This window comes from Sphaerisporangium sp. NPDC049002 (assembly GCF_040649355.1).
Classification (GTDB): domain Bacteria; phylum Actinomycetota; class Actinomycetes; order Streptosporangiales; family Streptosporangiaceae; genus Sphaerisporangium.
This window is the reverse complement of sequence record NZ_JBEZFH010000112.1, coordinates 1-23,454: the sequence shown is the minus strand read 5'-3', so window position 1 is coordinate 23,454 and position 23,454 is coordinate 1. Positions and strand designations below refer to the sequence as shown.

Below are 23,454 nucleotides of genomic sequence, written 5' to 3'. Positions count from 1 at the left end.
CGGCGCGCACGCCGTCCAGGATCTCGTCGAGCACGCTCACTTGATCTCCTCGCTTGGCTCGCTCACCCGATCAGGGTCCCTCCGGTCGACTGTTGAGCCGGCCACCGCCGCCCTCCGCCATCTGCGCGGCCTGCGGGCCGAGCTTCTCGGTGAGGTTGGACGTGAGCTGGTTGTTGAAGACCGCTCCGAAGAGCGACACCCCGAACGATCCTCCGATGGACCGGAAGAAGGTGGAGGCGCTGCTCGCCACGCCCAGGTCCTTCTGCTCGACGCTGTTCTGCGCGATCAGCATCGTGGTCTGCATGAGACCGCCCATGCCGAGACCGAGGACGGCGATGAACAGGCCGGTCTCCCAGCGGGTGGTGTTGACGTCCTGCAGCGAGAGCAGCCACATGGCGATCGCCATCAGCGCGCCGCCGGCGATCGGGAAGATCTTGTACTTGCCGGTCTTGGTGATCGCCTGCCCGACGAAGAGCGAGACCACCATGGCCGCCGCCATCATCGGAAGCAGCAGAAGGCCCGAGTTGGTCGCCGAGGCGCCCTGGACGGTCTGCTGGAACAGCGGCAGGAAGTTGATCGCGCCGAACATCGCGAAGCCGAGCAGGAAGCCGATCAGCGAGATGAGCGTGAAGTTGCGGTCCTTGAACACGTGCAGCGGCATGATCGGCTCGGCGACCCGGCGCTCGACCGGGATGAAGGCCGCCAAGGTGATCACGGCGACGGCCACGAGGCCGAGGATCTGCCAGGAGCCCCAGTCGTACTGGTTGCCGCCCCAGGTGGTGATCAGCACGAGCGCGGTGATGCCCACGCCGAGCAGGCCGGCGCCCAGCCAGTCGATGCGGTGCTCGGTGCGGTACTTCGGCAGGTGCAGCCGGAAGACCAGCCAGATGAAGGCCACGGCGCCGATGGGCAGGTTGACGTAGAAGGCCCAGCGCCAGTTCAGGTGGTCGGTGATGAAGCCGCCGACCAGCGGGCCGGCGATCATCGCCAGCGACATCATCGCGGCCATGATGCCCTGGTAGCGGCCACGCTCGCGGGGCGGAACCAGGTCACCGATGATGGCCATGGCATTGACCATGAGGCCACCTGCCCCGAGGCCCTGGATGGCGCGGAAGCCGATGAGCTCGCCCATGCCGCCTGAGGTGCCCCCGAACAGGTCGGACCCGGCCATGCCGCACAGCATCGAGCCGACCATGAAGATGGCGATCGACGCCAGGAAGATCGTCTTACGGCCGTAGAGGTCTCCGATCTTGCCCCAGATCGGCGTCGAGACCGTGGTGCCCAGGACATATGCTGTGACCACCCACGAAAGGTGCGCCAGGCCGCCGAGCTCCCCGACGATGCGCGGCATGGCCGTGCCGACGATCATGTTGTCCAGCATGGCCAGGATCATGGCGAGCATGAGCCCCGGCAGGACGACCATGACCTCCCGCCGGCGCCCTGGAACAGGTTCGGCCGCGGTCTCCGTCATTCTTTTACGCCCCCTAGAGAGTGCCTACTTACTTGCCGACCGGCTAGTGATTACACTAAAGGTAGATACCTTACTTGCCGACCGTCAAGTTAATTAGGGGATACAGGGAGCGTCTGAGGAGCCATGAGGGAAACCACCGACACGCGAGTCCGCATCCAGGAGATCGCCCTCAAACTGTTCACCGAGCAGGGCTACGAGGCGACATCGCTGCGGGAGATAGCGGAGTCCCTCGGGGTGACCAAGGCCGCGCTGTACTACCACTTCAAGACCAAGGACGACATCGTGGCGAGCCTGGCCGAGGACCGGCAGGCCATGGTGGAACGCCTGGTCAAATGGGGTCAGAGCCAGCCCCCCACGATCGAGACCAGGCGCGAGTTCGTCCGGCGCTACGCCGACGAGCTCTACGGCAGCCACCACCACGCGTTCATGAGGTTCATGGAGCGCAACCAGACCGCGCTCCGGCACCACCCCAAGCTGGAGAAGATGCGCAACCTCATGAGCGCCCTCGTGGGGATCCTGTGGGACGAGGACGACTCCACGGCCCAGCGCCTGAGGAGCTCGATGGCGATCTTCACCCTGCACGCCGCGTGGTTCCTGCTGAAGGACGAGGATCTCACCGACGACGAGCGCAAGACCGCGGCCCTGGAGGTCGCCCTGGATCTCGTCGAGCGCTGTCCCGCGGGCCGATGACGGGTGTCACTCCGGCGGCATGAGCTCGCACAGGCCGCGCGCGGCGTCCGTGAAACACAGGCCGCGCGCGGCGTCCGTGAAACACAGGCCGCGCGCGGCGTCCGTGAAACACAGGCCGCGCGCGCGGAGCGGGTGGCCGGCGGCGGGGACGATCGCGCGGCCGGGGGTCGCGCTCACCGGACGGCTCCGTTGAGGAAGACGTCGACGAGCTCGTCCAGGCCCGCGGGCGCCGTGCCTGCCGGGAAGCGCGGGCGGCTGAACAGCATGCCGAGGAAGATCGCCGCGAGGCGCTCGGGAGGCAGGCGGAGGGACTCCCGCTCGGGCTCGAACAGGTCGGCGACGGCCTCCACGGTGCGGGCCGCCGAGGCGTCACGGCTGAGGGCGCCCGCCCGGTCCCGGCCGCCGTCCTCGCCCTCCGCCGGGCCACCGCTCGCCTCCTCGCTTCTTCTGCCGGGCTCCGGGCCGCGCTGGTAGGGGTCGGGCCTGCCGCGCCGCAGGCCCGAGGCGTGGAGGGCGCCGATGACCGACCCCATGCGGTCGAGGTGGGCTCGGAGCGCCTCGGCGGCCTCGGTGAGCCGCGCGGCGAGGGGCTGGTCGAGCGGCACGGCCGCGATCTCCTCCAGCACGTGTTCGGGGTTGAGGGCTTGCAGGACGCAGGCGTTCAGCAGCTCCTCCTTGTCGGCGAACACCCGGAAGATCGTCGCCTCCCCGATCGCGGCGGCCTTCGCGACCTCGGCGGTGGTCACGGCGGCGCCGCGCTCGGCCACCAGCGGTAACGCCACCTTGACGATCATGTCGCGTCGCTGTTCCGGGCTCATTCCCGGCGCCCTGCGCCGGATTCTCGTGTCTGTCATGACACCAACGGTACGGAGTGAGGACTCACTCCGTCAAGCGGTCTCGCACCCGAACCCTCTGCCGAACGGACGCGACCGGGAGGCCGGGGCGGAGCGGAAGCCAGGTCAGGGGTCCACCCGGGTTTGAACCGAGGCGTCTGAGGAAGCGAAACAAGGCGATTTCACGCGACATCGCCCGGGTAGAGGCGTCCGGGGTCCGTCGGATCCTCACCTCCGGCCACGCCGGCGCGTCGGTGATCTGGACGGTGAACGAGGGAGGGCCAGGTTTGAGCATCTCCGGCTACGGCCGAGCGGCGAGGTGGCCTCGCCTGACCACGCGCTCGTGGTTCAGCGGCACTCTGGCGATCCTGACCCTCCTGGTGGCCGTCTCCGCCGGGCTCGGCACCTGGGCGCTCGACCGCACCACCCGGGCCTCCGACGAGCTGATCCAGCGCATCACCCCTGGCCTTCTGGCGTCCGAGCGGTTGCGAAGCGCCCTGCTCGACCAGGAGGCGGGCGTGCACGGCTACGTCCTCAGCGGACGGCAGGAGTTCCTCGCCGGCTTCGAGCAGGGCATCGCGCAGGAGCGGGCAGCCGTCGCCGCCCTGAGGCGGTCGATCGCGGGAAGCCCGCTGCTCGCCGACCTCGACGAGATCGAGGTGAGCGCCGGCTCCTGGCGGACGGGGTACGCACGACCGGTCGTGGAAACGGTCGCAGAGCAGGGGCCGGGCACGGTCGGGCCCGTCCAGGTGGAGGCCGGCAAGACCTCCTTCGACCGGATCCGCACCGCCGTGGCCGGCCAGGCGGACAACCTGTCGCGGGCGCGGACGGCCGCGACCGTCGAACTCGGACGGGCCCGGCTGTGGCGGAACATCGTCTTCGCGGCCATCCTGGCGATGTTCGTCCTCACGCTTATCTCCGTCGGCCTGCTGCTGCGCTACGCCGTGCTCCGTCCCCTCGACAGGCTCGGGGCGGCGTCGCGGCAGGTGGCCGACGGCGACTTCGACCATGCCATCGACATCAGGGGGCCGAGCGACATCACCATGCTCGCCGCCGACGTCGACGCCATCCGGCGGCGCATCTCCGCCGAGCTCTCCATCTCCCGCGACGCGCACCAGCGCCTGCAGGAGCAGACCGACCTGCTCAGCGAGCAGACGGGCGAGCTGCGCAGGTCCAACGCCGAGCTGGAGCAGTTCGCCTACGTCGCCTCCCACGACCTGCAGGAGCCCGTGCGCAAGGTCACGGCCTTCTGTCAGCTGCTCCAGCACCGGTACGCCGCCCAGCTCGACGAGCGGGCGAACGAGTACATCTCGTTCGCCGTGGACGGCGCCAAGCGGATGCAGTCCCTGATCGCCGAGCTGCTGGCGTTCTCGCGGGTGGGGCGTGAGCAGAGCGAGCGCGTGCCCGTACCGCTGGACCAGCCGCTGGACCGGGCCCTCGCCAACCTGGAGACGCTGACCGAGGAGACCGGCGCCGTCGTGGTACGGCCCGAGCTGCCCGAGGTCCTGGGCGACCCGAACCTGCTCGCCATGCTGTGGCAGAACCTCATCGGCAACGCCGTGAAGTTCCGCTCCCCCGACCGGGATCCCGAGGTGCGGATCGGTGTCGCCCGCGCCGGGGACTTCTGGGAGCTGTCGGTCGGCGACAACGGGATCGGCGTCGAGCCGCGGTTCGCGGAGAAGATCTTCGTCATCTTCCAGCGGCTGCACAACCGTCAGGACTACGAGGGGACGGGCATCGGCCTGGCCCTCTGCAAGAAGATCGTCGAGTACCACGGCGGGCGGATCCACCTCGACACCGAGCGCGCCGAGGGCACCCGCTTCGTCTTCACCCTCCCCGCCTCCGGCCCAGGCCTCACCGCCTCCGGCCCAGGCCTCACCGCCTCCGGCCCAGGCCTCACCGCCTCCGGCCCAGGCCTCACCGCCTCCGGCCCAGGCCTCACCGGCCACCGCCCGGACCTCGCCGTGCCGGACACCAGGTCGCCCGGAAGCGCCTTCGCCGGCTGAGGCCGTGACGTTCGCGCCGAACCCGGGTCGCTCCGAAAGTGGTCCAGCGAGCTCAGGGGCGGCGAGCGGCCCAGGCGGTCCGGGTGCCGCGGACGGTCAGGTCGCGGCGGCGCAGGAGGCCCTCGGGGTCGTCGTCCGCCAGGAGACGGTCGAGGACGTCGAGGTCGTCGGCGGCCAGCCGGCCCTCCACGACGGAGCGGATGCGGCTCAGGTAGGCGCGCGCGAAGCGCCCGGTGGCCGGCGGCGCCGGGCTCGGCTCGATGGTGAAGCCGCGCTGCCCGGCGATCTCGAAACCGGCACGCTCCAGGTGGCACCGCCAGTCCGGGTGCGCGTTCCAGTGCGCCTCCGCCACCACCTCGTGGCAGCGTGACTCCAGGCCGGGCCGGCCCAGCCCGAGGTCGTCGGGCAGGAAGCGGGGCAGGGCGTCCATCTCGATCACCACCAGCAGACCGCCGGGGTTCAGCGCCGCGTGGACGTCGCGGAGCACCCGTTCCGGGTCGGCGAACTCGTGCAACGACGAGGCCGCCCACGCGAGGTCGACCGCACCGATCGCCGGCCAGGCGACGTCCAGGTCGGCCCGAACGAGGCGCAGCCGATCGGCCGGCCCCCGCCCGCGCGCCGCCGCCCGGAGGCGTTCGAGCATCAACGCCGACCTGTCGATCGCGACCACCTCGGCCGCCCCGAAGCGCCGCGCGAGCGCCAGGCTGCCGGCGCCGGTTCCCGCTCCCACGTCGGCGATCGTCCGCGGAGCCTCCGGAGCGTGCCGCGCGGCCCACTCGGTCACCTCGTCCAGGTACGAGCCGGCCACCTCGGCGTCCAGGTCCAGCAGGTCCGCCAGCCCTGCCTCGTCATGGCGCGCGTCCCCGCTGCCGTGCTGGTGCTGGTGCTGGTGCTGGTGCTGGTAAGAGTCATGGGTCATGCCTTCACGCTAAATGCCTCATGCTCCTTCGGCATACAATCTTGCCTATGACGCAAGAGTTCGACCTGGACAGCGTGATCCGCCAGCGCATCCGCGGCCTGCGGCTGGCCCGGGGCTGGTCACTGGACGCCCTCGCCGCCCGCTGCCATCTCAGCCCTTCCAACCTGAGCCGCATCGAGACCGGGCACCGCAGGATCGCCCTGGACCAGTTGGTCCCCATCGCCCGCGCCCTGGACACCACACTCGACCAGCTCGTCGAGTCGGCCGACGACGAGGACGTGGTGATCCGGCCGCAGCCCGAACACACCCGGGGACTGACGACCTGGCTCCTGTCCCGCGAACGCTCCCTCAACGGCGTGACCATCGCGAAGATGCGGATCACCCCCGACCGGCCCACCGGACCCGGCCAGCGGGGCGTACACCCCGGCCGCGAGTGGTTCACCGTCCTGTCCGGCACGGCCCGCCTGCACCTGGGCGAGCGGACCATCTTGATCGAACCGGGCGACGCGGCCGAGTTCTCGACCATGATTCCGCACGCCATCGGCGCCCATGACGGCCCCGTCGAGCTCCTCACCATCCTCGACCACGACGGGGAGCGCGCCCACCTGCACGCCGACGAGACGGGCTAGGTCCGGACGTACACCAGCGGGCCGGGTGAGACGGTGGCCTGGCCGGCCGTGGCCCCCGCGACCCACTCGCCGAACTCCGCCACCCGCGCCACGCCTACACCGACCTGGACGGCCACGTCCGCACCGTAGGAGACGTCCCGTACGGCGTGACCGGCCGCGCGCAGGTCGTTCTCCAGCCGTCCGGCCTGGGCGTGCCCGACGCGGACGGTCATGACCCGGGCCGGGACCATGGTGAGGATCTTCGCCTCGTCCAGGGCCTCGGTGACGGCCCCGCCGTACGCGCGGGCGAGACCGCCCGCGCCGAGCAGGATGCCCCCGAAGTACCGGGTCACCACCGCGATCACGTCGGCGAGGCCACGCCGGTTCAGCACCTCCAGCATCGGGACGCCCGCGGTGCCGGAGGGCTCGCCGTCGTCGTCGGCCCGCTGGATCCGCCGGTCACCGCCGATGACGTACGCCGAGCAGGTGTGCCGCGCCGCGTGGTGGGCCTTCCTGCGCGCGGCCACGAACTCCGCCGCCCGGCTCTCGTCGGTGACCGGCATGAGCGCGCAGATGAACCGGGAGCGCCTGACCTCGATCTCGTGCTCGGTGAACGCGCTGACGGTGAGGTACGGCTCGGCCATGCGGACAGGTTAGCCCCGGCCTCCGGCCCTCCGCCCCCGCGGATCGGCGTCTTTCGTGCCGACCCTAGGATCGGCCGACCCTAGGATCGGAGGTATGCACCGGGGAGTGATCGACGGCCTCTACCGCTGGCCCGTGAAGTCGCTGCGCGGCGAGCGGGTCGCCGCCGCCCGCCTGGACCATCGCGGACTGGCGGGCGACCGGGCGTACTCCCTGGTCGACGAGCGTCCCGGCCGCGAGGGCAACCGGCTCACGGTGCGGCAGATCCCGCGAATGCTCACCTGGGAGGCGGCCTACCCTGCCACCTGCGACGGCTCCCCCGAGCCGCCCGGCCCTCCGGTGCTGTACTCCGAGAGCGGCGCGGCATGGGCCTGGGACGATCCCGACCTTCCGGCCGCGCTCGCGGAGGCGTACGACATCCCGCTGTCCCTGCGCGCGGCGGACGGCCAGCAAGATCGCGGACCCACGGTCCTGGTCACCTTCGATGCCTCGCTCCGCGGCCTCGCCGAGGAGATGGGTGAGGAGGTCGACCTGCTGCGCTTCCGCCCCAACATCCATCTGCGCGGCGACACCCCGGCGTTCGCGGAGGAGTCCTTCGGCCAGGGGGTCACGCTCACCATCGGAGAAGTCGTCCTGGCCGTGACGGGCGACCACACCGGGCCGACCATCCGGTGCGCGGTGCCGAGCTGGGATCCGCACGGGCGCCGGCGCTGGCCCGAGCTGCAAAAGCACCTCATCACCGAGCACGACAACAAGTTCGGCCTGATGACGCGGGTGGTCCGCTCCGGCGTCGTCCACGTGGGCGACCAGGTGTCGATCGAGTTCGGGGACGCCGCCGGCCTCGTGCCGCCGCAGGCCTAGGCTGCCATCCCTACGGGCGGTCGCGCCGCCCACGGAGGTCAGACGGAGGGGGGCCTGCCGCCCTTGCCGAAGTGGGTCTCGTGGGCCCACAGGTGGGCGCATCCCGGGCACTGCACGTGCAGGACGCTCCCGGTGGCGCTCAGCAGGTAGCGCCAGTGGTCCCCGCAGTTGCGGCCCGAGCCGCAGTCGGCGCAGTCCCGGTCGTCCAGGCACCGGGGGCAGGAGATCCAGGCCCGGCGGGCGATGTCGGCGTGGGGGTCAATCGGAAGCACGGCCCGCCTCTCGTCGCGGGAGCACGCCCGCGGCCACGAGCATCTCGTAGGTCTCCCGCTGACGCTCGTCGAGACCGGAGTAGAGGAGGTCGCAGGCCTCCTCCTCGGCCCGCATGACCGCCACGGGATCCCAGTCGGGGCCGAGCGCGGCGACCACTTCGGCCCGCCTGCGCGCCTCGTGGAGCGCGAGATCCATCTCGAAGACGAGGTGCGCGCCGTCGTGGCTCATGAGGAGACTTCCCGTAGGACGATGAACGGATGGGACGATGAACGGGGATGACGTGATCGGCGGCGACGTCCTCGTGAGAGCGCCGCCATCACCAGGGCCGGGCCGCGTGTGTTTGACCACGCGGGGCCTCTCCTTGGTACGGAAGCCCCCGTACGGACGCATTCATGTCCATTTTAGTACCTTATGTCGCCTATAGGGCATTCGGGGTTCCGGGGCGGGTAAAGTCACGTGATACTCGTCACGGCCGCCGGCGTCGACCACGGCGGATGGCCCCGCCTTTCGCTCCGGGCGGTTCGCGCCGCGCCCGTACCGGAGAGCGCCGCGTCCATACCGGAGAGGGGAAGACGGGCAGCAAGCTCGGCTCGACGGGGTGAAGGGCTCAGCCGGGGCAGGCGGCCTCTCCCGGGTCCTGGTCCACGGGCGCGTCCGTACCGGCGGTTTCGCCAGGCCCGAAGGTGTCCTGGGCGATGCGGGCGAGGACCCGCCGGGCGATCGACGTCAGGGTCTCGATCTCCTCCGGGGTGAGGACGTCGATGAACAGGCGCCGCACGGTCTCGACATGACCGGGCGCGGCGGCCTCGATCGCGGAGCGGCCCTCGGAGGTCAGGCGGATGACGGTGCCGCGCGCGTCCCCCGGGCAGTCCTCACGGCCGACGAGCCCGCGCTGCTCCATGCGGCGCAGCTGGTGGGAGAGCCGGCTGCGGTCCCAGCCGGCCAACCGGCGCAGCTCGCGGGCGCGGATCCTGCCGCCGGGGGCCTCGGACAGCGGGACGAGAAGCTGGTAGTCGGCCATGGACAGGTTCTCGCCGTTGAGGTGCCGCTCCATCGCGCTGTCGAGCCGGCGGCGCATGGTCGCGAAGGCGCGCCACATGCGCTGCTCGCGTTCGTCGAGCCAGCGGGTCTCGGTCACATCAGCGATCCTACCGAATGTTGACGCATCAACATCTTTGGATTAACTTGCTGATGCATCAACATCGCGCGAAAGCGCACGTGAAACGCACTCGAACCCGTTTTCAAGGGAGTCCCATATGTCGACGAGCACCCTCAGCCCCGAGCTCACCGGCCGGTACCAGTTCGACACCGCGCACAGCCGCCTTGGCTTCGTCGCGCGCCACGCGATGGTCACCAAGGTCCACGGCGCCTTCAACGAGTGGGAGGGCGCGGCCTACCTCGACGCGGACGACCCCTCGAAGTCGCACGCCGAGGTGACGATCCAGGTCGCCAGCGTCGACACCCGCAACGAGCAGCGCGACGGCCACCTGCGCACCAACGACTTCTTCGACGCCCCCACCTTCCCGGTGATCACCTTCGCCAGCACCGCCGTCGAGCAGGTCGGCGCGACGGAGTTCCAGGTGACGGGCGACCTGACCATCAAGGACGTCACCCGCGAGGTCACCATCGACTTCGAGTACACCGGCTCCGCCAAGGACGCCTTCGGGGCCGAGCGCGTTGGTTTCGAGGGCAGGACCGTGGTCAAGCGCAAGGACTTCGGCATCAACTTCAACGCGGTCCTGGAGACCGGCGGCGTCATGGTCTCTGAGAAGATCACCCTGGAGTTCGACATCTCCGCCGTCAAGGTGACTCCCGCCGCCTGACCCACCGGTTGCCCGCGGTCGCAGGAGACGGCCTTCCAGATCCCCCGCGGTCGCCGGTGGTGGATCCCCTGGCTCCGGCCTTACCGTCGAGCACATCCTGGACAAGGAAGCGCGCATCGAACGGAGTGGTCATCCTGGAAGGTCTCAGCCGCGTCGCCCCCTGGGCCTCCGCCCGCGCCCAGCGGCGGCTTTCTGAGCTGGAATCCGTACTCGCCGGGCAGGACGCGGCCGAGGTCGTACGGACCGTGACCGGCACCCTCGGCGAGCATCGCCGCGCCTTCGACGAGGAAGGCGTCGTGCTGTACGCGGGCACCAACACGATGAGCCCCCGGGCACTCGCCGTGCACGAGGCAGCCGTGTCCAGCCGCCCGTCGATGGGCTGGCCGGGCGAGAAGTTCCAGGCCGGGCTGGAACACCTGGACGTGCTGGAGACCCTGGCGCCACTGCGGATGGCCTCCCTGATGGACGGCGAGTTCGCCGAGGTGCGGCTCCAGAGCGCGACGCTGGCCAATCTCGCGTGCTACACCGCCTTCGCCCGCCCGGGGGACACGATCGCGGTGCTGCCCGAGGCGGCCGGCGGGCACGCCAGCCACCACGCCCAGGGCGTGGCGGGGGTCCGGGGCCTGCGCGTGGTGGACCTGCCGTACGACGCGGCCGGGTTCACCATCGACCACGCGCTGCTGCCGGGGTTCCTCCGGCGCGAGCGCCCCGCCATCGTGGTGATCGGCGCCAGCCTGATGCTGTTCCCGCACGACGTCGCCGCGGTACGGGCCGCGTGCGACGAGGTGGGCGCGACGCTGGTCTACGACGCCTCGCACGTGGCCGGGCTCATCGCCGGGCGCCGGTTCCAGCGCCCGCTGGCCGACGGCGCCCACATCCTGACCATGTCGACCTACAAGTCGTTCGGCGGCCCTCCCGGCGCGGCCATCGTGACCAGGGACGAGGAACTGGCCGCACGGGTCTCCGCGGCCGCCTACCCGGGGCTGACGGCCAACTACGACGCCGCCCGCCTGGCCCCGCTGGCGGTCACCGCCGCCGAACTCGCCGAGACCGGCCCCGCCTACGCAGACGCGTGCATGGCCGCCGCCCTGGCGCTGGCCCGCGCGCTCCAGGGGGCCGGCTTCACCGTGGCGGCGGCGGACCTCGGCTGGACGGCCTCCCACCACGTCGCGGTGGACGCGGCGGCCTTCGGCGGCGGGGACGAGGCGGCGCGCGCGCTCGCGGCCGGAGGCGTCTACCTCAGCGGGATCGGCCTGCCCTGCCAGCCTCCCGGCGAGCCCATGCGCGGGCTGCGCATCGGCACCCAGGAGATCACCCGCCGGGGCTTCGTACCCGATCAGATGGGCGCCGTCGCCGAGCTGATGGCCCGGATCCTGATCAAGGGCGAGGACCCGGCGGCGGTCCTCCCCGACACCGCCGCCCTCCGAAGATCGGTCACCGGCGGGCGGTGACGGCGGCCGGCCGGACGGCGCGGAGGCCGGCTCGCCGCGAGGCCCGTCCCCCACCTCACCCGGCCGAACCCCCGCACCGGTTCCCCTGGGTTACTAGGACGTCCTACAATTTACTAGGACGTCCTAGTAACTTCCCGAGGAGCGCCGGTGTACGTACCTGCCAATCCCGTGCGAGTCGTCACCGCGGCGGCCCTGTTCGACGGGCACGACGCGGCGATCAACATCATGCGCCGCATCCTGCAGGCCCAGGGCGCGGAGGTGATCCACCTCGGGCACGACCGGTCGGTGGACGACATCGTCACCGCGGCCGTCCAGGAGGACGCGCAGGGCGTGGCGATCAGCTCCTACCAGGGCGGTCACGTCGAGTTCTTCACCTACCTGGTCGACCTGCTGCGCGAGCGGGGCGCCGGGCACGTCAAGGTCTACGGGGGCGGCGGCGGGGTCATCGTCCCGGACGAGATCGCCGCCCTCGAGGCCCACGGAGTGGCCAAGATCTTCTCCCCCGAGGACGGCCAGCGCCTCGGCCTCACCGGCATGATCAACGGCGTCATCGAGGCGTGCGACGTCGACCTGACCGAGGGCGCCGAGCCGCCCGCCGTCTCTGGCGGCGACCACGGGGCCGTGGCCAGGGCGATCACCTACGTCGAGGCGGGCCGGGCCGGGCGGCCGTACCTGGACTCGGTGCGCGCCGCCGCCGCGGGGCGTCACGTCCCGGTGCTCGGCATCACCGGGACCGGCGGGTCGGGCAAGTCCTCGCTGACCGACGAGCTGATCCGGCGGCTGCGCATCGACTACGAGGACAAGCTCCGCGTGGCGGTGATCGCGGTGGACCCGACCCGGCGCAGGGGCGGCGGCGCCCTGCTCGGCGACCGGATCCGGATGAACAGCCTCGGCTCCGACGTGTTCTTCCGCTCGCTGGCCACGCGCGGGTCCCACGAGCTGCCCGAGCACCTCGGCGACGTGATCGCCGTGTGCCGGGCCGCCGGGAACGACCTGGTGATCGTCGAGACCCCCGGCATCGGCCAGGGCGACGCCGCGATCGTCCCGTTCAGCGACGTCTCGCTGTATGTCATGACCCCGGAGTTCGGCGCGAGCTCCCAGCTGGAGAAGATCGACATGCTCGACTTCGCCGACGTCGTGGCGATCAACAAGTTCGACCGGCGCGGCGCGGAGGACGCCCTGCGCGACGTGCGGCGCCAGATGGTGCGCAACCGCGAGGCCTTCGGCACCTCACCGGAGGCCATGCCGGTCTACGGCACCGTGGCCGCGCGGTTCAACGACGACGGCGTCACCGCGCTCTACCAGGCCCTTCGTGGGCTGCTCGGCGAGAAGGGCCTGCCGCGCAGCCCGGGGCTGCTGCCCGGCACCTCGGTGACGACCTCCAGCCTGGGCGCCGCGATCGTGCCCCCGGCCCGGGTCAGGTACCTCGCGGAGATCGCCGAGACCGTGCGGGAGTACCACCGGCAGACCGCGCGGCAGGCCGAGGTGGCGCGCCGCCGCCAGCAGCTCGCCGAGGTGCGCGCCCTGCTGGCCGCCGAGGGCGGTGACGCCTCGGCGCTGGACGCGCTGCGCGACCGCGCCGACGCCGAGCTGCCCGGCGACGCGCGCGCCCTGCTGGACGGATGGCCCGGGACGGTCGCGGCCTACTCCGCCGAGGAGCTGGTGGTGACCGTGCGGGGCAAGGAACTGCGCACGCCCCTGTGGCGCACCTCGCTGTCGGGCAGCCGCGTGCCGCGCGTGGCGCTGCCGAGGTTCACCGACCAGGGCGAGCTGCTGCGGTTCCTGCGATCCGAGAACCTTCCCGGGCGGTTCCCGTTCACCGCCGGGGTGTTCCCCTTCAAGCGGGACGACGAGGACCCGATCCGGATGTTCGCCGGCGAGGGCGACCCGTTCCGTACGAACCGGCGGTTCAAGATGCTGTCGGACGGCCAGCCGGCCGTGCGCCTGTCGACGGCGTTCGACTCGGTCACCCTGTACGGAAACGACCCGGCGGAACGGCCCGACGTGTACGGCAAGGTCGGCACCTCGGGGGTGTCGATCGCCACCCTCGACGACATGAAGGCCCTGTACGACGGCTTCGACCTGGCCTCGCCCAGCACCTCGGTGTCGATGACCATCAACGGGCCGGCCCCGACGATCCTGGCGTTCTTCCTGCACACCGCGATCGACCAGGCCATGGAGCGCTTCCGGGCCGGCAGCGGGCGCGACCCTGACGCCGGGGAGGCCGAGGCCCTCAGGAAGGCCACGCTCGCCACGGTGCGCGGCACGGTGCAGGCCGACATCCTGAAGGAGGACCAGGGGCAGAACACCTGCATCTTCTCCACGGACTTCAGCCTGCGGATGATGGCCGACGTGCAGGAGTGGTTCATCGCGAACCAGGTGCGCAACTTCTACTCGGTGTCGATCTCGGGCTACCACATCGCCGAGGCCGGGGCCAACCCGATCACGCAGCTCGCCTTCACTCTCGCCAACGGCTTCACCTACGTCGAGGCGTACCTCGCCCGGGGCATGGCGGTCGACGACTTCGCGCCGAGCCTGTCGTTCTTCTTCTCCAACGGCATGGACCCGGAGTACAGCGTCCTCGGCCGGGTGGCACGCCGCGTGTGGGCGGTCGCCATGCGCGACCGGTACGGCGCGGGCGAGCGGTCGCAGAAGCTGAAGTACCACATCCAGACCTCGGGCCGGTCGCTGCACGCGCAGGAGATGAACTTCAACGACATCCGCACCACCCTGCAGGCCCTGATCGCGATCTACGACAACTGCAACAGCCTCCACACCAACGCCTTCGACGAGGCGGTCACCACCCCGAGCCCGGAGTCGGTGCGCCGGGCCATGGCCATCCAGATGATCATCAACCGCGAGTGGGGCCTGGCCGTCAACGAGAACCCCTTGCAGGGGTCGTTCATCGTCGACGACCTCACGGACCTGGTCGAGGAGGCCGTCCTTTCGGAGTTCGAGCGATTGTCCGACCGCGGCGGCGTGCTCGGCGCGATGGAGACCGGCTACCAGCGGGGCCGCATCCAGGACGAGTCGATGCTGTACGAGACCCGCAAGCACGACGGGTCACTGCCGATCATCGGGGTCAACACCTTCCGCAACCCCGAGGGGGCGACCGAGCACGGCACGCTGGAGCTGGCCCGGGGCACCGAGGAGGAGAAGCGCGGCCAGCTGACCCGGCTCCGGGCGTTCCAGGAGGAGCACGCGGCCGAGGCGCCCGAGGCGCTGCGGCGGCTCAGGGACGCCGCGATGTCCGACCGCAACGCCTTCGCCGCCCTGATGGACGCCGCCCGCGTCTGCTCCCTGGGCCAGATCACCGAGGCGCTTTTCGAGGCCGGGGGCCAGTACCGGCGCAACGTCTAATGTCCCGCACCTGAATTCGCCGGCGATATCGGGGGAGGAACTCGAGCGTTTCTTCGGGGTGTTCACCGACGGGCCGGATTTTCTTCCACCGAGCGGTCCAGTCCAGGGATCCTTTTTCCCGGGACTGGACGCTCTCATGGACACCACGGTCGCCCGAAGAGGGTGAGATCGGCCGAGCGGTCAGCTGAACGAGACCGATTGCAGGGCGCAGTTGGTGAGCCAGGGGCCGGGGTAGACCGGGCCGGTGGAGCAGACCCAGCTGCCGGTGACGATGGTGGTTCCCGAGGGGATGCCGGTGGCCCCGTTCGCCCCGGTGTAGTCGCCGTATTGGTGGCCGCTGCTGCACAGGGCGGCCACTCCCACGGTCGTGGCGCCGCTGGGCAGCGTCTGCGTGAACTGGAAGGCGTGCGTGGCCGGAACCGCGAGCAGGCCGCCGCCCGGCACCGGCGTGTTCGTGGAGGGCGGTGAGGTGTAGACCTGCGGGCCCGAGGGGTACCAGTCGCTGGTGTCGCCGTAATAGTTGTTATTGAGGCAGTCCACCGTGGCCCGCAGCGTGACGGAGCCGGCGGCGGCGGGCAGTTGCGTGGACACCACGATCAACGCGCAGGTCGTGACCAGCGCCGAACCGAGCGCCCGGAGTCCACCGCGCGGAAATCACGCGGGAAATGCCGTCAATTCGAGGAATCGGCCCCCACGGCCGACGGCGCTCGGTTCGCTGAAACATTCAGCCCACATGACGATCCGGCGCTCTGGCCGATGAGTATGAGACGTGGCCCTCCACGCGGCGCTCGCCACGGCGAGGTCAGGTGGACTCCCGGGTGATCAGGCGGGTGGGCAGGACCACCGGGCCGACGTGCCCGGCCCCGTCGATGAGCGCGAGCAGCAGCCGCACGGTCTCCTCGGCCACCTGGGCGAGCGGCTGGCGGACCGTGGTCAGCGGGGGATGCGTGGAGGCCGCGACCGACGAGTCGTCGAATCCGCCCACCGCGACGTCGTCGGGCACCCGTCGTCCGGCGGCACGCAGCGCGGCCAGGGCGCCCGCGGCCATCAGGTCGGAGGCCACGAAGACGGCGTCGAGATCGGGGACACGCTGGAGCAGCCGGGTCATGGCGCCCTCCCCGCCGGCCTGGGTCCAGTCGCCGTGCTCGACGAGCTTCTTGGACGCCTTGCGTCCGAGCACGTCGGCGAACCCTTCCAGGCGCTGGATGCCTCCAGGGGTGTCCATCGGGCCGGTGATGGTGGCGATCTTCCTGCGGCCGCGCTCGATCAGATGGCGGGTCATCTGCCTGGCCCCTTCACGGTCGTCGGCCGCGGCGTAGGGGATCACCTGCTCCCTTCCGATGACCGCGCCCAGCGCGACGGTGGGGACCGCGAGGTCCACCAGGGCGTCGATCATGCGGTCGCCGGCGTGCGTGGACAGCAGGAACACCCCGTCGGCGTGGCCGCCGCGCACGTAGCGGACCACCCGGTCGCGGTCGCCGTCGTCCCCGGCCACCATCATGACCAGTGAGATGTCGCGCTCGGCGAGACGCCGCACGGCCGTACGGATGGTCACGCTGTAGTTGGGGTCCTCGAACAGTTTCTCGTGTGGTTCCGACAGCACCATCACGACCGACCCCGTCCGCTGCGTCACCAGGCTACGGGCGTTGCGGTTGAGGATGTATCCGGTCTCGGCGATCGCGCGGCGCACCGCGGCGTGGGCGGCCGTGCTGACGTACCGGTCGCCGTTGAGCACCCGGGAGACCGTCCCCCGGGACACACCTGCCACCGCCGCGACATCGTGGATGGTCGGACGCTTCGCCATGCCCCCATTGTTCCCTGGTCGTGGCCCTGCCCTGGTCTAGCTCTTCACGGCCCCGCTGGACAGATCGGTACGCCAGTGGCGCTGCATGGTCAGGAACAACACGATCAGCGGGACGAGCGAGAGCACCGTGCCCGTGATGATCAGGTTGTACAGCGCGGGCTGGTTGGCCCCCGCGGCCAGCAGCGTGTAGAGGCCGATCGTCAGGGGGAACTTGTGATCGTCGCCCAGCATGATGAACGGCAGCAGGAAGTTGTTCCAGATCGCGACGAACTGGAACAGGAAGATCGTCACCATTCCCGGTGTCAGCATCGGCAGGGCCACCTGGCGGAAGAGGCGCCACTCGCCCGCGCCGTCCAGCCGGCCCGCCTCCATCAGCGAGGCGGGGATCGCGGCCTGGGTGTAGATCCTCGCCAGGTAGATGCCGTACGGATGAAGGATCTGGGGAAGCAGAACCGACCAGTAGGTGTCGGCCAGGCCGATCTTGGAGAACAGGAGGTACTGCGGGATCGCCAGCACGACGGAGGGCACCAGGATGCCGCCGATGAGCAGGTTGAAGATGAGACCCCGGCCGGGGAAGTCGTACTTGGCCAGGGCGTAACCCGAGATCGTGGAAACCGCGGTCGACAGCACGGCGCCGCCTCCGGCGTACAGGACCGTGTTGAGCAGCCAGAGCCAGAAGACGCCGTCACGGTAGGCGAACAGGTCGGCGAGGTTGGACGACAGGCCGGTGCCGGGTGCGAAGGTCGAGGTGGAGAACAGTTCGGCCTTGGACTTGGTCGCCGCGACGACCACCCAGCCGATCGGGAACAGGGTGTAGATCGCGCCGAGGACGAGCACGGCGGCCGGCGCGATCCCGGACGGCCGTCGTCTCGCGGGACGGTCACGGCCGGCGGGCGTGGTCAGGATGGTCACGGCCCTCACGTCTCCCCGAAGGCGCGGTTCTTCACCACGCGCAGGAAACCGAAGGACAGGACCAGGGAGATCGCGGCGATGACCATGGAGGTCGCCGCCGCGGAGTACAGGTCGCCGGTGACGAACGCGTCGCGGTAGACCTTCATCAGCGGGCTCCAGGTCGAGCTGATCGTGTTCGTCAGCGGCCGCAGCGTGGTCGGCTCGGTGAACACCTGTATGGTCGCGATGAGGGAGAACACGGTGGTCAGGATGATCGCCGGAGTCAGCATCGGGATCTTGATCCTCAGCGCGATCCGCAGTTCGCCCGCACCGTCGATCCTGGCCGCCTCGTAGTAGTCGCGAGGCACGGCCCGCAGCGCCGTGTAGAGCACGAGCATGTTGAAGCCGGTGCCGCCCCAGACCGCCACGTTGGCCATCGAGAACGTCACCGCGCCCGCGCTCAGGAAGGGCAGGGCGCCGAAGGGGCTGAGGCTGGGCAGGTAGAGGAAGCCCCACATCAGCGTCGCCGCGACGCCGGGCACGGCGTACGGAAGGAAGATCGAGATCCTGGTGAACCGGGCGAAGCGGACGTGCTTCGCGTCGAGCATCAGCGCGAACAGCAGGGCGAGTCCCAGCATGAGCGCGAGCACGAGCGCGCCGTAGCCGATGACCCGCAGCCAGCCCGCCCACAGCTCGCCGTCACCGACGGCGGCGGCGTAGTTGCCGAGCCCGGCGAAGATCTCCTTGCGAGCCCCCTTCCCGAGCCCGAGGCCGGAGACTTTGGTCCGCCGCAGGCTCAGGTAGCCGGTGTAGCCGATCGGCACGGCCAGGAACAGCACGAACAGCACCATGGCCGGGGCGAGGAACAGGTAGGGCACGGCGCCGGGCCGGGCGCCTTCGCCGCGCTTCGCCATGGTCACTGGGCCAGGGTGAAGCCGGACCTGCGCATGTCCGCGACCGTGACGTCCTGCATCGTCCGGAGCGCGGCCGGGAAGCCGGCCTTGGCTGCGACGGCTTTGTCGAACGCGTCCTTGTAGGCGTTGTACGTCACGTTGACGTCCGGGCCGAAGGTGAAGCCGCGGGCGGAGGCGCCGATCGCGGCCGCCTGCTGCCAGAAGCCGGGCTGGTTGGAGAAGTAGCCGGGCGGGGTGGTGAGCAGCGAGCCACCCTTGGTGGAGGCGGGATAGACCGCGCCTTGGTCGATCAGCGCCCTGAGTGCCTGCGGGTCGGTGTTCAGCCAGGCGGCGAACTGGGCGGCGGCGGCCTTGTTGGGCGACTTCGCGGCGACGGCGGTGGAGGATCCGCCCCAGAACCCGCTGTGACTCTCACCGGCGTTCCACTGCGGCAGCGGGGCGACGGCCCACTTGCCCTTGCCCTTCGGCGCGTTGCTGGACAGCACGCCCGGCCCCCACACGGCCGACGGCCAGGTGAGCAAGGTGCCGTCGTTGAGCGCCTTGTTCCACTCCGGGGTGAAGTACGGCATCGTGTCGATGACGCCCTCCTTCACCAGGCCGCCCCAGTAGCCGGCGACCTTCTGGGTGGCCGCGTCGTCGATGGCGACCTTCCAGGCGTCGCCGTTGATCGACCACCACTGGGCCCCCGCCTGCTGGGCGAGCCCGGTGAACCAGCCCGGGTCCTTGCTGGAGAACGTGCCGAGGAACACCTTGGGGTCCTTCTTGCGCACGGTACGGGCCGCCTCGGCGTACTCGTCCCAGGTCTTCGGGACCTCGATGCCGTACTTCTCGAACAGGTCCCGCCGGTAGTAGAGCATCATGGGCCCGCTGTCCTGCGGGACCGCGTAGACGGCGTCGGTGCCGAGGGTGACCAGCCCCCAGATCCCCTCGCCGAACTCGCCTTTGACCTGTGCGGTCTCCGCCGTGATGTCGGCCACGGCGTCGGCGGCGACGAACGAGGGCAGCATCTGGTACTCGGCCTGGACCAGGTCAGGGGGGTTGCCCGCCTTGGCGGCGGTCAGGAACTTGGCCGCCGCGTCGTCGCCCCCGGCCTGCTTGCTCACCGTCACCTGGATGCCGGGATGGGTCCGGTTCCACCCCTCGACGATCTTGTCCATGCTCGGTACCCACGTCCAGTAGGTCAGCCTGACCGGGCCGGCGGGCGCCACGCTCTTGCCGGCGGCCGTCGAGGACGGCTCGCCGGAGCTGCCCGAGCACGCCGTGAGGAGCGCGGTGGCGAGGATCGCCACCGCCGTCGCTGCTAGCCGATTCGTGCGCATGTGTTCCTCCAGGCGGATGGCGAGGGGACGCCAGAGGCTGCGAGTCTCTGGGAACGTTCACAGACTGGGAGATGCGCTCAACGGCGTCAATGACTGTTACGTGGTTGTTAACGTGCGGCATCCATCAGGGAAGACATTCGATACCTTCTCGGACGACCGGTTGTGCGTTACTGTGCACGTTCACAGAACATTTCCTGAGGGGGACACGTGCCCGGATACCCCGTCCTGCCCGAGGGCCTCGCGTACGGCGGGGACTACAACCCCGAGCAGTGGCCGGAGGAGGTGTGGCGGGAGGACGTCCGCCTGATGCGCGAGGCCGGGGTGAACCTGGTCACGGTGGGCGTCTTCAACTGGGGACTGATCGAGCCGGAGGAGGGCGAGTACGACTTCGCGCGGCTGGACCGGATCCTCGACCTGCTCCACTCGGCCGGAGTGCGCGTCGACCTGGCGACCCCCACCTCCTCACCGCCCGCGTGGTTCCGGCGCCGCTACCCCGGCAGCCGGCTGGTGGACCGGGAGGGCCACGTGCTCGGCGGGGGTTCGCGGCACAGCTTCTGCCCGAGCTCGCCCGACTACGCCAGGGCGTCGGAGCGGGTCGTCACGGCCCTGGCCGCCCGGTACGGCCCGCACCCCGCCCTGGCCATGTGGCACGTGCACAACGAGTACGGCTGGGCCAACGCGCACTGCTACTGCCCGGCCTCGGCCGCGGCGTTCCGCGCGTGGCTGAGGCACAAGTACGGCGAGATAGGCGCGCTCAACGCCACCTGGGGCACCACCTTCTGGGGGCTGACCTACGGCTCGTTCGACGAGGTCGAGCCGCCCGCGATGGCTCCGGCCGGCCTCCTCAACGGGCTCCAGCTCGACTTCATGCGCTTCTCCGTCGACGCGCACATCACCTGCTTCCGCGGAGAGCGCGAGGTGATCCGGCGGTACAGCGACCTTCCCGTCACCACGAACTTCATGATCCCCAACTGCAAGCCGATGGACTACTGGCGCTGGGCGGCGGAGGTGGACGTGGTCGCCAACGACCACTACCTCGACTCCGAGCGCGCCGACCCGCACATCGGGCTGGCGATGGCCGCCGACCTGACCCGCTCGATCGCCGGAGGCCGCCCCTGGATGCTGATGGAGCACTCCACCGGCGCGGTCAACTGGCAGCCGCGCAACCTCGCCAAGCGGCCGGGAGAGATGCGGCGCAACAGCCTCGCCCATGTGGCACGCGGGTCCGACTCGGTGCTGTTCTTCCAGTGGCGCGCCTCGCGCCACGGCGCCGAGAAGTTCCACTCGGCCATGCTCCCGCACGCCGGCACCGACTCCCGGATCTGGCGGGACGTGGTGGAGCTCGGCGCCGACCTGCGCGAGCTGGCGCCGGTCCGCGGCTCGCGGGTCGAGGCCGACGTGGCCGTCGTCTGGGACTGGGAGTCCTACTGGGCACTCGAACTGGAGTGGCGCCCCTCGGCCGACCTGCGGTTCCGGGAGCGGATGGAAGCCTTCTACGAGGCGTTGTGGCGCGAGCACGTGACCGTCGACTTCGTCCATCCCTCGGCCGACCTGTCCCCGTACAAGCTGGTCGTCCTGCCCAGCTCCTATCTGCTCGGCGAGGCACCGGCCAAGAACCTGCACCGCTACGTCGAGGCCGGCGGCCAGCTGTTCGTGTCGTACTTCTCCGGCATCGTCGACGAGAACGACACCATCCACGCCGGCCCGTACCCCGGAGCGCTGCGCGAGGTGCTCGGCCTGTCGGTCGAGGAGTTCCACCCGCTGCGCGAGCACGAGACGGTCGGCTTCCGCCCGTCGCCGGGGACCCCCGGCACCGATGCCCGGCCGCGGCCCACCGGCCGCGTCTGGTCCGAGCGCGTACGCCTGGCGGGGGCGCGGGCCCTTTACGACTTCGCCGACGGGCCCGACGCCGGACACCCCGCGGTCACCCGGCACGACCTGGGCGCGGGCACCGCCTGGTACGTCGCCACCGCCCTCGACCCGCGCGGCGACGGGGCCGAGCACGCCCCCGGCCTGCGCGGGCTCCTCGCCCTGGCTCTCGACCACGCGGGCGTGTCCCGGCCTCGCGACCTCCCCGACACCCTGGAGATCGTACGGCGGGGCGACCACGTCTTCCTCGTCAACCACGCGGACGAGCCGGTGACGGTCGACGGGGTGACCGGCACGGGAGTGCTCGACGGCGCCCACTACGCCGGGTCGGCGACGGTGCCCGGCGGAGGGGTCACCATCATCCGCACATAGACGCCCTCGCCCCGCGCGGAACCTGACCACGCGCGGTGCCGAGGGAAACCGGAGGGCCGTCCACAACTCCTCTCCTGACCGGAGGAACCATGAAGAAGATCCTGGCGGCGCTGCTCCTGTGCGCCGCCGCGGCTCTGCCCGCCGGACAGCCGGCGCACGCCGCGGCCGCCGGCTCCCTGACCATGCTGGGCGCCGACGTCTCCACGGCGCAGCGCGCCCTGGACCTGGGCGCCAAGTACTACGACGCGAGCGGCAGCCAGAGGGACCCGCTGGACATCCTGAAGGGCGTCGGCGTCAACTACGTCCGCCTGCGCGTCTGGAACAACCCGGCCAGTGGGTACAACAACCGGGCCAAGGTGCTGGCGTACGCCAGGACCGTCAAGTCCAAGGGCCTGAAGCTGCTGGTCGACTTCCACTACTCCGACACCTGGGCGGACCCCGGCAAACAGTACAAGCCGGCCGCCTGGTCCAGCCACGGCATCGGCCAGTTGCAGACCGACGTCTACAACTACACCTACGACGTGTGCTCCAGCCTCAAGGCGCAGGGCACCACGCCCGACAGCGTGCAGATCGGCAACGAGATCAACGTCGGCATGCTGTGGAACGACGGCAAGGTCGTCAACAACGACTTCACCAACCTGAGCCTTCTGCTCAAGGCCGGGTACAACGCGACCAAGGCGTGCGACAGCGGCACCCAGGTGATCATCCACACCGCCGACGCCGACAGCGACGCCAACGCCCGCTGGTTCTACGACGGCATCAGGGCCAAGGGCGTGTCCTGGGACATCACCGGCCTGTCGTACTACTGCATGTGGCACGGCACCCTGTCCAACCTGTCCAGCGTCATCTCGGACGTGCGGTCCCGCTACGGCAAGCCGGTCGTCATCGCCGAGACGGCGTACCCGTTCACCTCCGCCAACGCGGACTCCACCAGCAACTCGATCACCTCCGGGTGCTCGGGATACGCCCTCACCTGGCAGGGGCAGGGCGCGGAGTTCGCCGCGGTGCAGAACACCGCCCGCGGCGCGGGCGCCGTCGGCGTCTTCTACTGGGAGCCCACCTGGTACGCGGTGCCCGGCAACGGCTGGGACCCCGCGAACATCAACGGCAGCGGCGACGGCTGGGACAACATGGCCGTTTTCGACTGGACCGGCCACCTCAACCCGAACGTCAGATGGACCCCCTGAGCCGCCGCCAGGGATTCCCGGCGCGGGACACCGGAGCCGGCATCCGTTGACAAAGGGAACGGACCCGGGCGGGAAGCCGGCCGGGTCCGTCGTGACGTGCGATCGGGAAGCTGTCAGGTCCTGCGCCAGCGGGACTCGCAGAAGCAGTAGACGGCGAACAC

22 protein-coding genes are annotated in these 23,454 nt (G+C 70.6%); 9 read left to right on the top strand and 13 right to left on the bottom strand.

The annotated features are described in order from the left end of the window. Positions 1-70: 70 nt before the first annotated feature. Positions 71-1,471, bottom strand: coding sequence for an MDR family MFS transporter (locus AB0B89_RS21935; protein ID WP_358555708.1), 1,401 nt, complete (start codon positions 1,469-1,471; stop codon positions 71-73). A 123-nt stretch (positions 1,472-1,594) separates the two neighbouring features. Here AB0B89_RS21935 and AB0B89_RS21930 point away from each other — a divergent pair, with 123 nt between their 5' ends. Next, a complete protein-coding gene (locus AB0B89_RS21930; protein WP_358555705.1) occupies positions 1,595-2,161 on the top strand; it encodes a helix-turn-helix domain-containing protein in 567 nt (188 codons plus the stop codon). A gap of 6 nt (positions 2,162-2,167) precedes the next feature. Here the strand turns inward: AB0B89_RS21930 and AB0B89_RS21925 are convergent, their stop codons facing one another. Beyond that, the gene (locus AB0B89_RS21925; protein WP_358555701.1) at positions 2,168-2,338 is read right to left on the bottom strand and encodes a hypothetical protein; all 171 of its coding nucleotides are present in this window, start codon (positions 2,336-2,338) and stop codon (positions 2,168-2,170) included. Then, a complete protein-coding gene (locus tag AB0B89_RS21920) occupies positions 2,335-3,015 on the bottom strand; it encodes a helix-turn-helix domain-containing protein (protein WP_358555698.1) in 681 nt (226 codons plus the stop codon). Before AB0B89_RS21920 ends, AB0B89_RS21925 begins: the two co-directional genes overlap by 4 nt. Positions 3,016-3,281: 266 nt before the next feature. Between AB0B89_RS21920 and AB0B89_RS21915 the strand changes: the two genes are divergently transcribed. Further along, positions 3,282-5,000, top strand: a complete 1,719-nt coding sequence (locus tag AB0B89_RS21915) for an ATP-binding protein (RefSeq protein WP_358555695.1) — start codon at positions 3,282-3,284, stop codon at positions 4,998-5,000. A 52-nt stretch (positions 5,001-5,052) separates the two neighbouring features. On the opposite strand, the gene AB0B89_RS21910 is transcribed toward AB0B89_RS21915, so the two are convergent. Beyond that, entirely contained in the window at positions 5,053-5,919 is an 867-nt protein-coding gene (locus AB0B89_RS21910) for a class I SAM-dependent methyltransferase (protein WP_358555692.1), read from the bottom strand. Positions 5,920-5,966: 47 nt separating this feature from the next. Here AB0B89_RS21910 and AB0B89_RS21905 point away from each other — a divergent pair, with 47 nt between their 5' ends. Next, the gene (locus AB0B89_RS21905) at positions 5,967-6,548 is read left to right on the top strand and encodes an XRE family transcriptional regulator (RefSeq protein ID WP_358555689.1); all 582 of its coding nucleotides are present in this window, start codon (positions 5,967-5,969) and stop codon (positions 6,546-6,548) included. Here AB0B89_RS21905 and AB0B89_RS21900 read toward each other — a convergent pair. Further along, positions 6,545-7,171 (bottom strand): YigZ family protein, encoded by a 627-nt coding sequence (locus AB0B89_RS21900; RefSeq protein WP_358555686.1) that lies wholly within the window; start codon positions 7,169-7,171, stop codon positions 6,545-6,547. The two genes, AB0B89_RS21905 and AB0B89_RS21900, sit on opposite strands and share 4 nt — an antisense overlap. A gap of 94 nt (positions 7,172-7,265) precedes the next feature. Here AB0B89_RS21900 and AB0B89_RS21895 point away from each other — a divergent pair, with 94 nt between their 5' ends. Continuing rightward, positions 7,266-8,030: an MOSC N-terminal beta barrel domain-containing protein gene (locus tag AB0B89_RS21895; protein WP_358555683.1), complete on the top strand. Its 765-nt coding sequence runs from the start codon at positions 7,266-7,268 to the stop codon at positions 8,028-8,030. A gap of 38 nt (positions 8,031-8,068) precedes the next feature. Here the strand turns inward: AB0B89_RS21895 and AB0B89_RS21890 are convergent, their stop codons facing one another. The 3 genes from AB0B89_RS21890 to AB0B89_RS21880 all read right to left on the bottom strand — a co-directional run bounded on the left by AB0B89_RS21890 (position 8,069) and on the right by AB0B89_RS21880 (position 9,441). Beyond that, complete coding sequence (locus tag AB0B89_RS21890; RefSeq protein WP_358555680.1) at positions 8,069-8,302, bottom strand: hypothetical protein; 234 nt, start codon at positions 8,300-8,302, stop codon at positions 8,069-8,071. After that, complete coding sequence (locus AB0B89_RS21885) at positions 8,289-8,531, bottom strand: DUF6400 family protein (protein ID WP_358555677.1); 243 nt, start codon at positions 8,529-8,531, stop codon at positions 8,289-8,291. Before AB0B89_RS21885 ends, AB0B89_RS21890 begins: the two co-directional genes overlap by 14 nt. 379 nt (positions 8,532-8,910) lie before the next feature. After that, the gene (locus tag AB0B89_RS21880) at positions 8,911-9,441 is read right to left on the bottom strand and encodes a MarR family transcriptional regulator (protein ID WP_358555674.1); all 531 of its coding nucleotides are present in this window, start codon (positions 9,439-9,441) and stop codon (positions 8,911-8,913) included. A gap of 118 nt (positions 9,442-9,559) precedes the next feature. On the opposite strand from AB0B89_RS21880, the gene AB0B89_RS21875 reads away from it, so the two are divergent. The 3 genes from AB0B89_RS21875 (at position 9,560) to icmF (ending at position 14,937) form a co-directional block, all read left to right on the top strand. After that, the gene (locus AB0B89_RS21875; protein WP_358555671.1) at positions 9,560-10,126 is read left to right on the top strand and encodes a YceI family protein; all 567 of its coding nucleotides are present in this window, start codon (positions 9,560-9,562) and stop codon (positions 10,124-10,126) included. Between the two features lie 125 nt (positions 10,127-10,251). Beyond that, complete coding sequence (locus AB0B89_RS21870) at positions 10,252-11,577, top strand: glycine hydroxymethyltransferase (protein ID WP_358555668.1); 1,326 nt, start codon at positions 10,252-10,254, stop codon at positions 11,575-11,577. Between the two features lie 147 nt (positions 11,578-11,724). Beyond that, positions 11,725-14,937, top strand: a complete 3,213-nt coding sequence (gene icmF, locus AB0B89_RS21865; RefSeq protein WP_358555665.1) for a fused isobutyryl-CoA mutase/GTPase IcmF — start codon at positions 11,725-11,727, stop codon at positions 14,935-14,937. A 180-nt stretch (positions 14,938-15,117) separates the two neighbouring features. On the opposite strand, the gene AB0B89_RS21860 is transcribed toward icmF, so the two are convergent. From AB0B89_RS21860 to AB0B89_RS21840, 5 genes are all read right to left on the bottom strand, one after another. Further along, the gene (locus AB0B89_RS21860) at positions 15,118-15,528 is read right to left on the bottom strand and encodes a hypothetical protein (RefSeq protein WP_358555662.1); all 411 of its coding nucleotides are present in this window, start codon (positions 15,526-15,528) and stop codon (positions 15,118-15,120) included. Positions 15,529-15,739: 211 nt separating this feature from the next. Continuing rightward, the gene (locus AB0B89_RS21855; protein WP_358555659.1) at positions 15,740-16,741 is read right to left on the bottom strand and encodes a LacI family DNA-binding transcriptional regulator; all 1,002 of its coding nucleotides are present in this window, start codon (positions 16,739-16,741) and stop codon (positions 15,740-15,742) included. A 36-nt stretch (positions 16,742-16,777) separates the two neighbouring features. Then, entirely contained in the window at positions 16,778-17,653 is an 876-nt protein-coding gene (locus AB0B89_RS21850; RefSeq protein WP_358555656.1) for a carbohydrate ABC transporter permease, read from the bottom strand. A gap of 5 nt (positions 17,654-17,658) precedes the next feature. Continuing rightward, entirely contained in the window at positions 17,659-18,546 is an 888-nt protein-coding gene (locus AB0B89_RS21845; RefSeq protein ID WP_358555711.1) for a sugar ABC transporter permease, read from the bottom strand. A gap of 2 nt (positions 18,547-18,548) precedes the next feature. Then, positions 18,549-19,865, bottom strand: a complete 1,317-nt coding sequence (locus tag AB0B89_RS21840) for an extracellular solute-binding protein (RefSeq protein ID WP_358555653.1) — start codon at positions 19,863-19,865, stop codon at positions 18,549-18,551. A 207-nt stretch (positions 19,866-20,072) separates the two neighbouring features. Here AB0B89_RS21840 and AB0B89_RS21835 point away from each other — a divergent pair, with 207 nt between their 5' ends. After that, positions 20,073-22,106 (top strand): beta-galactosidase, encoded by a 2,034-nt coding sequence (locus AB0B89_RS21835; RefSeq protein WP_358555650.1) that lies wholly within the window; start codon positions 20,073-20,075, stop codon positions 22,104-22,106. A gap of 89 nt (positions 22,107-22,195) precedes the next feature. Further along, positions 22,196-23,293 carry a glycosyl hydrolase 53 family protein gene (locus AB0B89_RS21830; RefSeq protein ID WP_358555647.1) on the top strand — a complete coding sequence of 366 codons (1,098 nt, stop codon included), beginning with the start codon at positions 22,196-22,198 and terminating at the stop codon, positions 23,291-23,293. Positions 23,294-23,454: the final 161 nt, after the last annotated feature.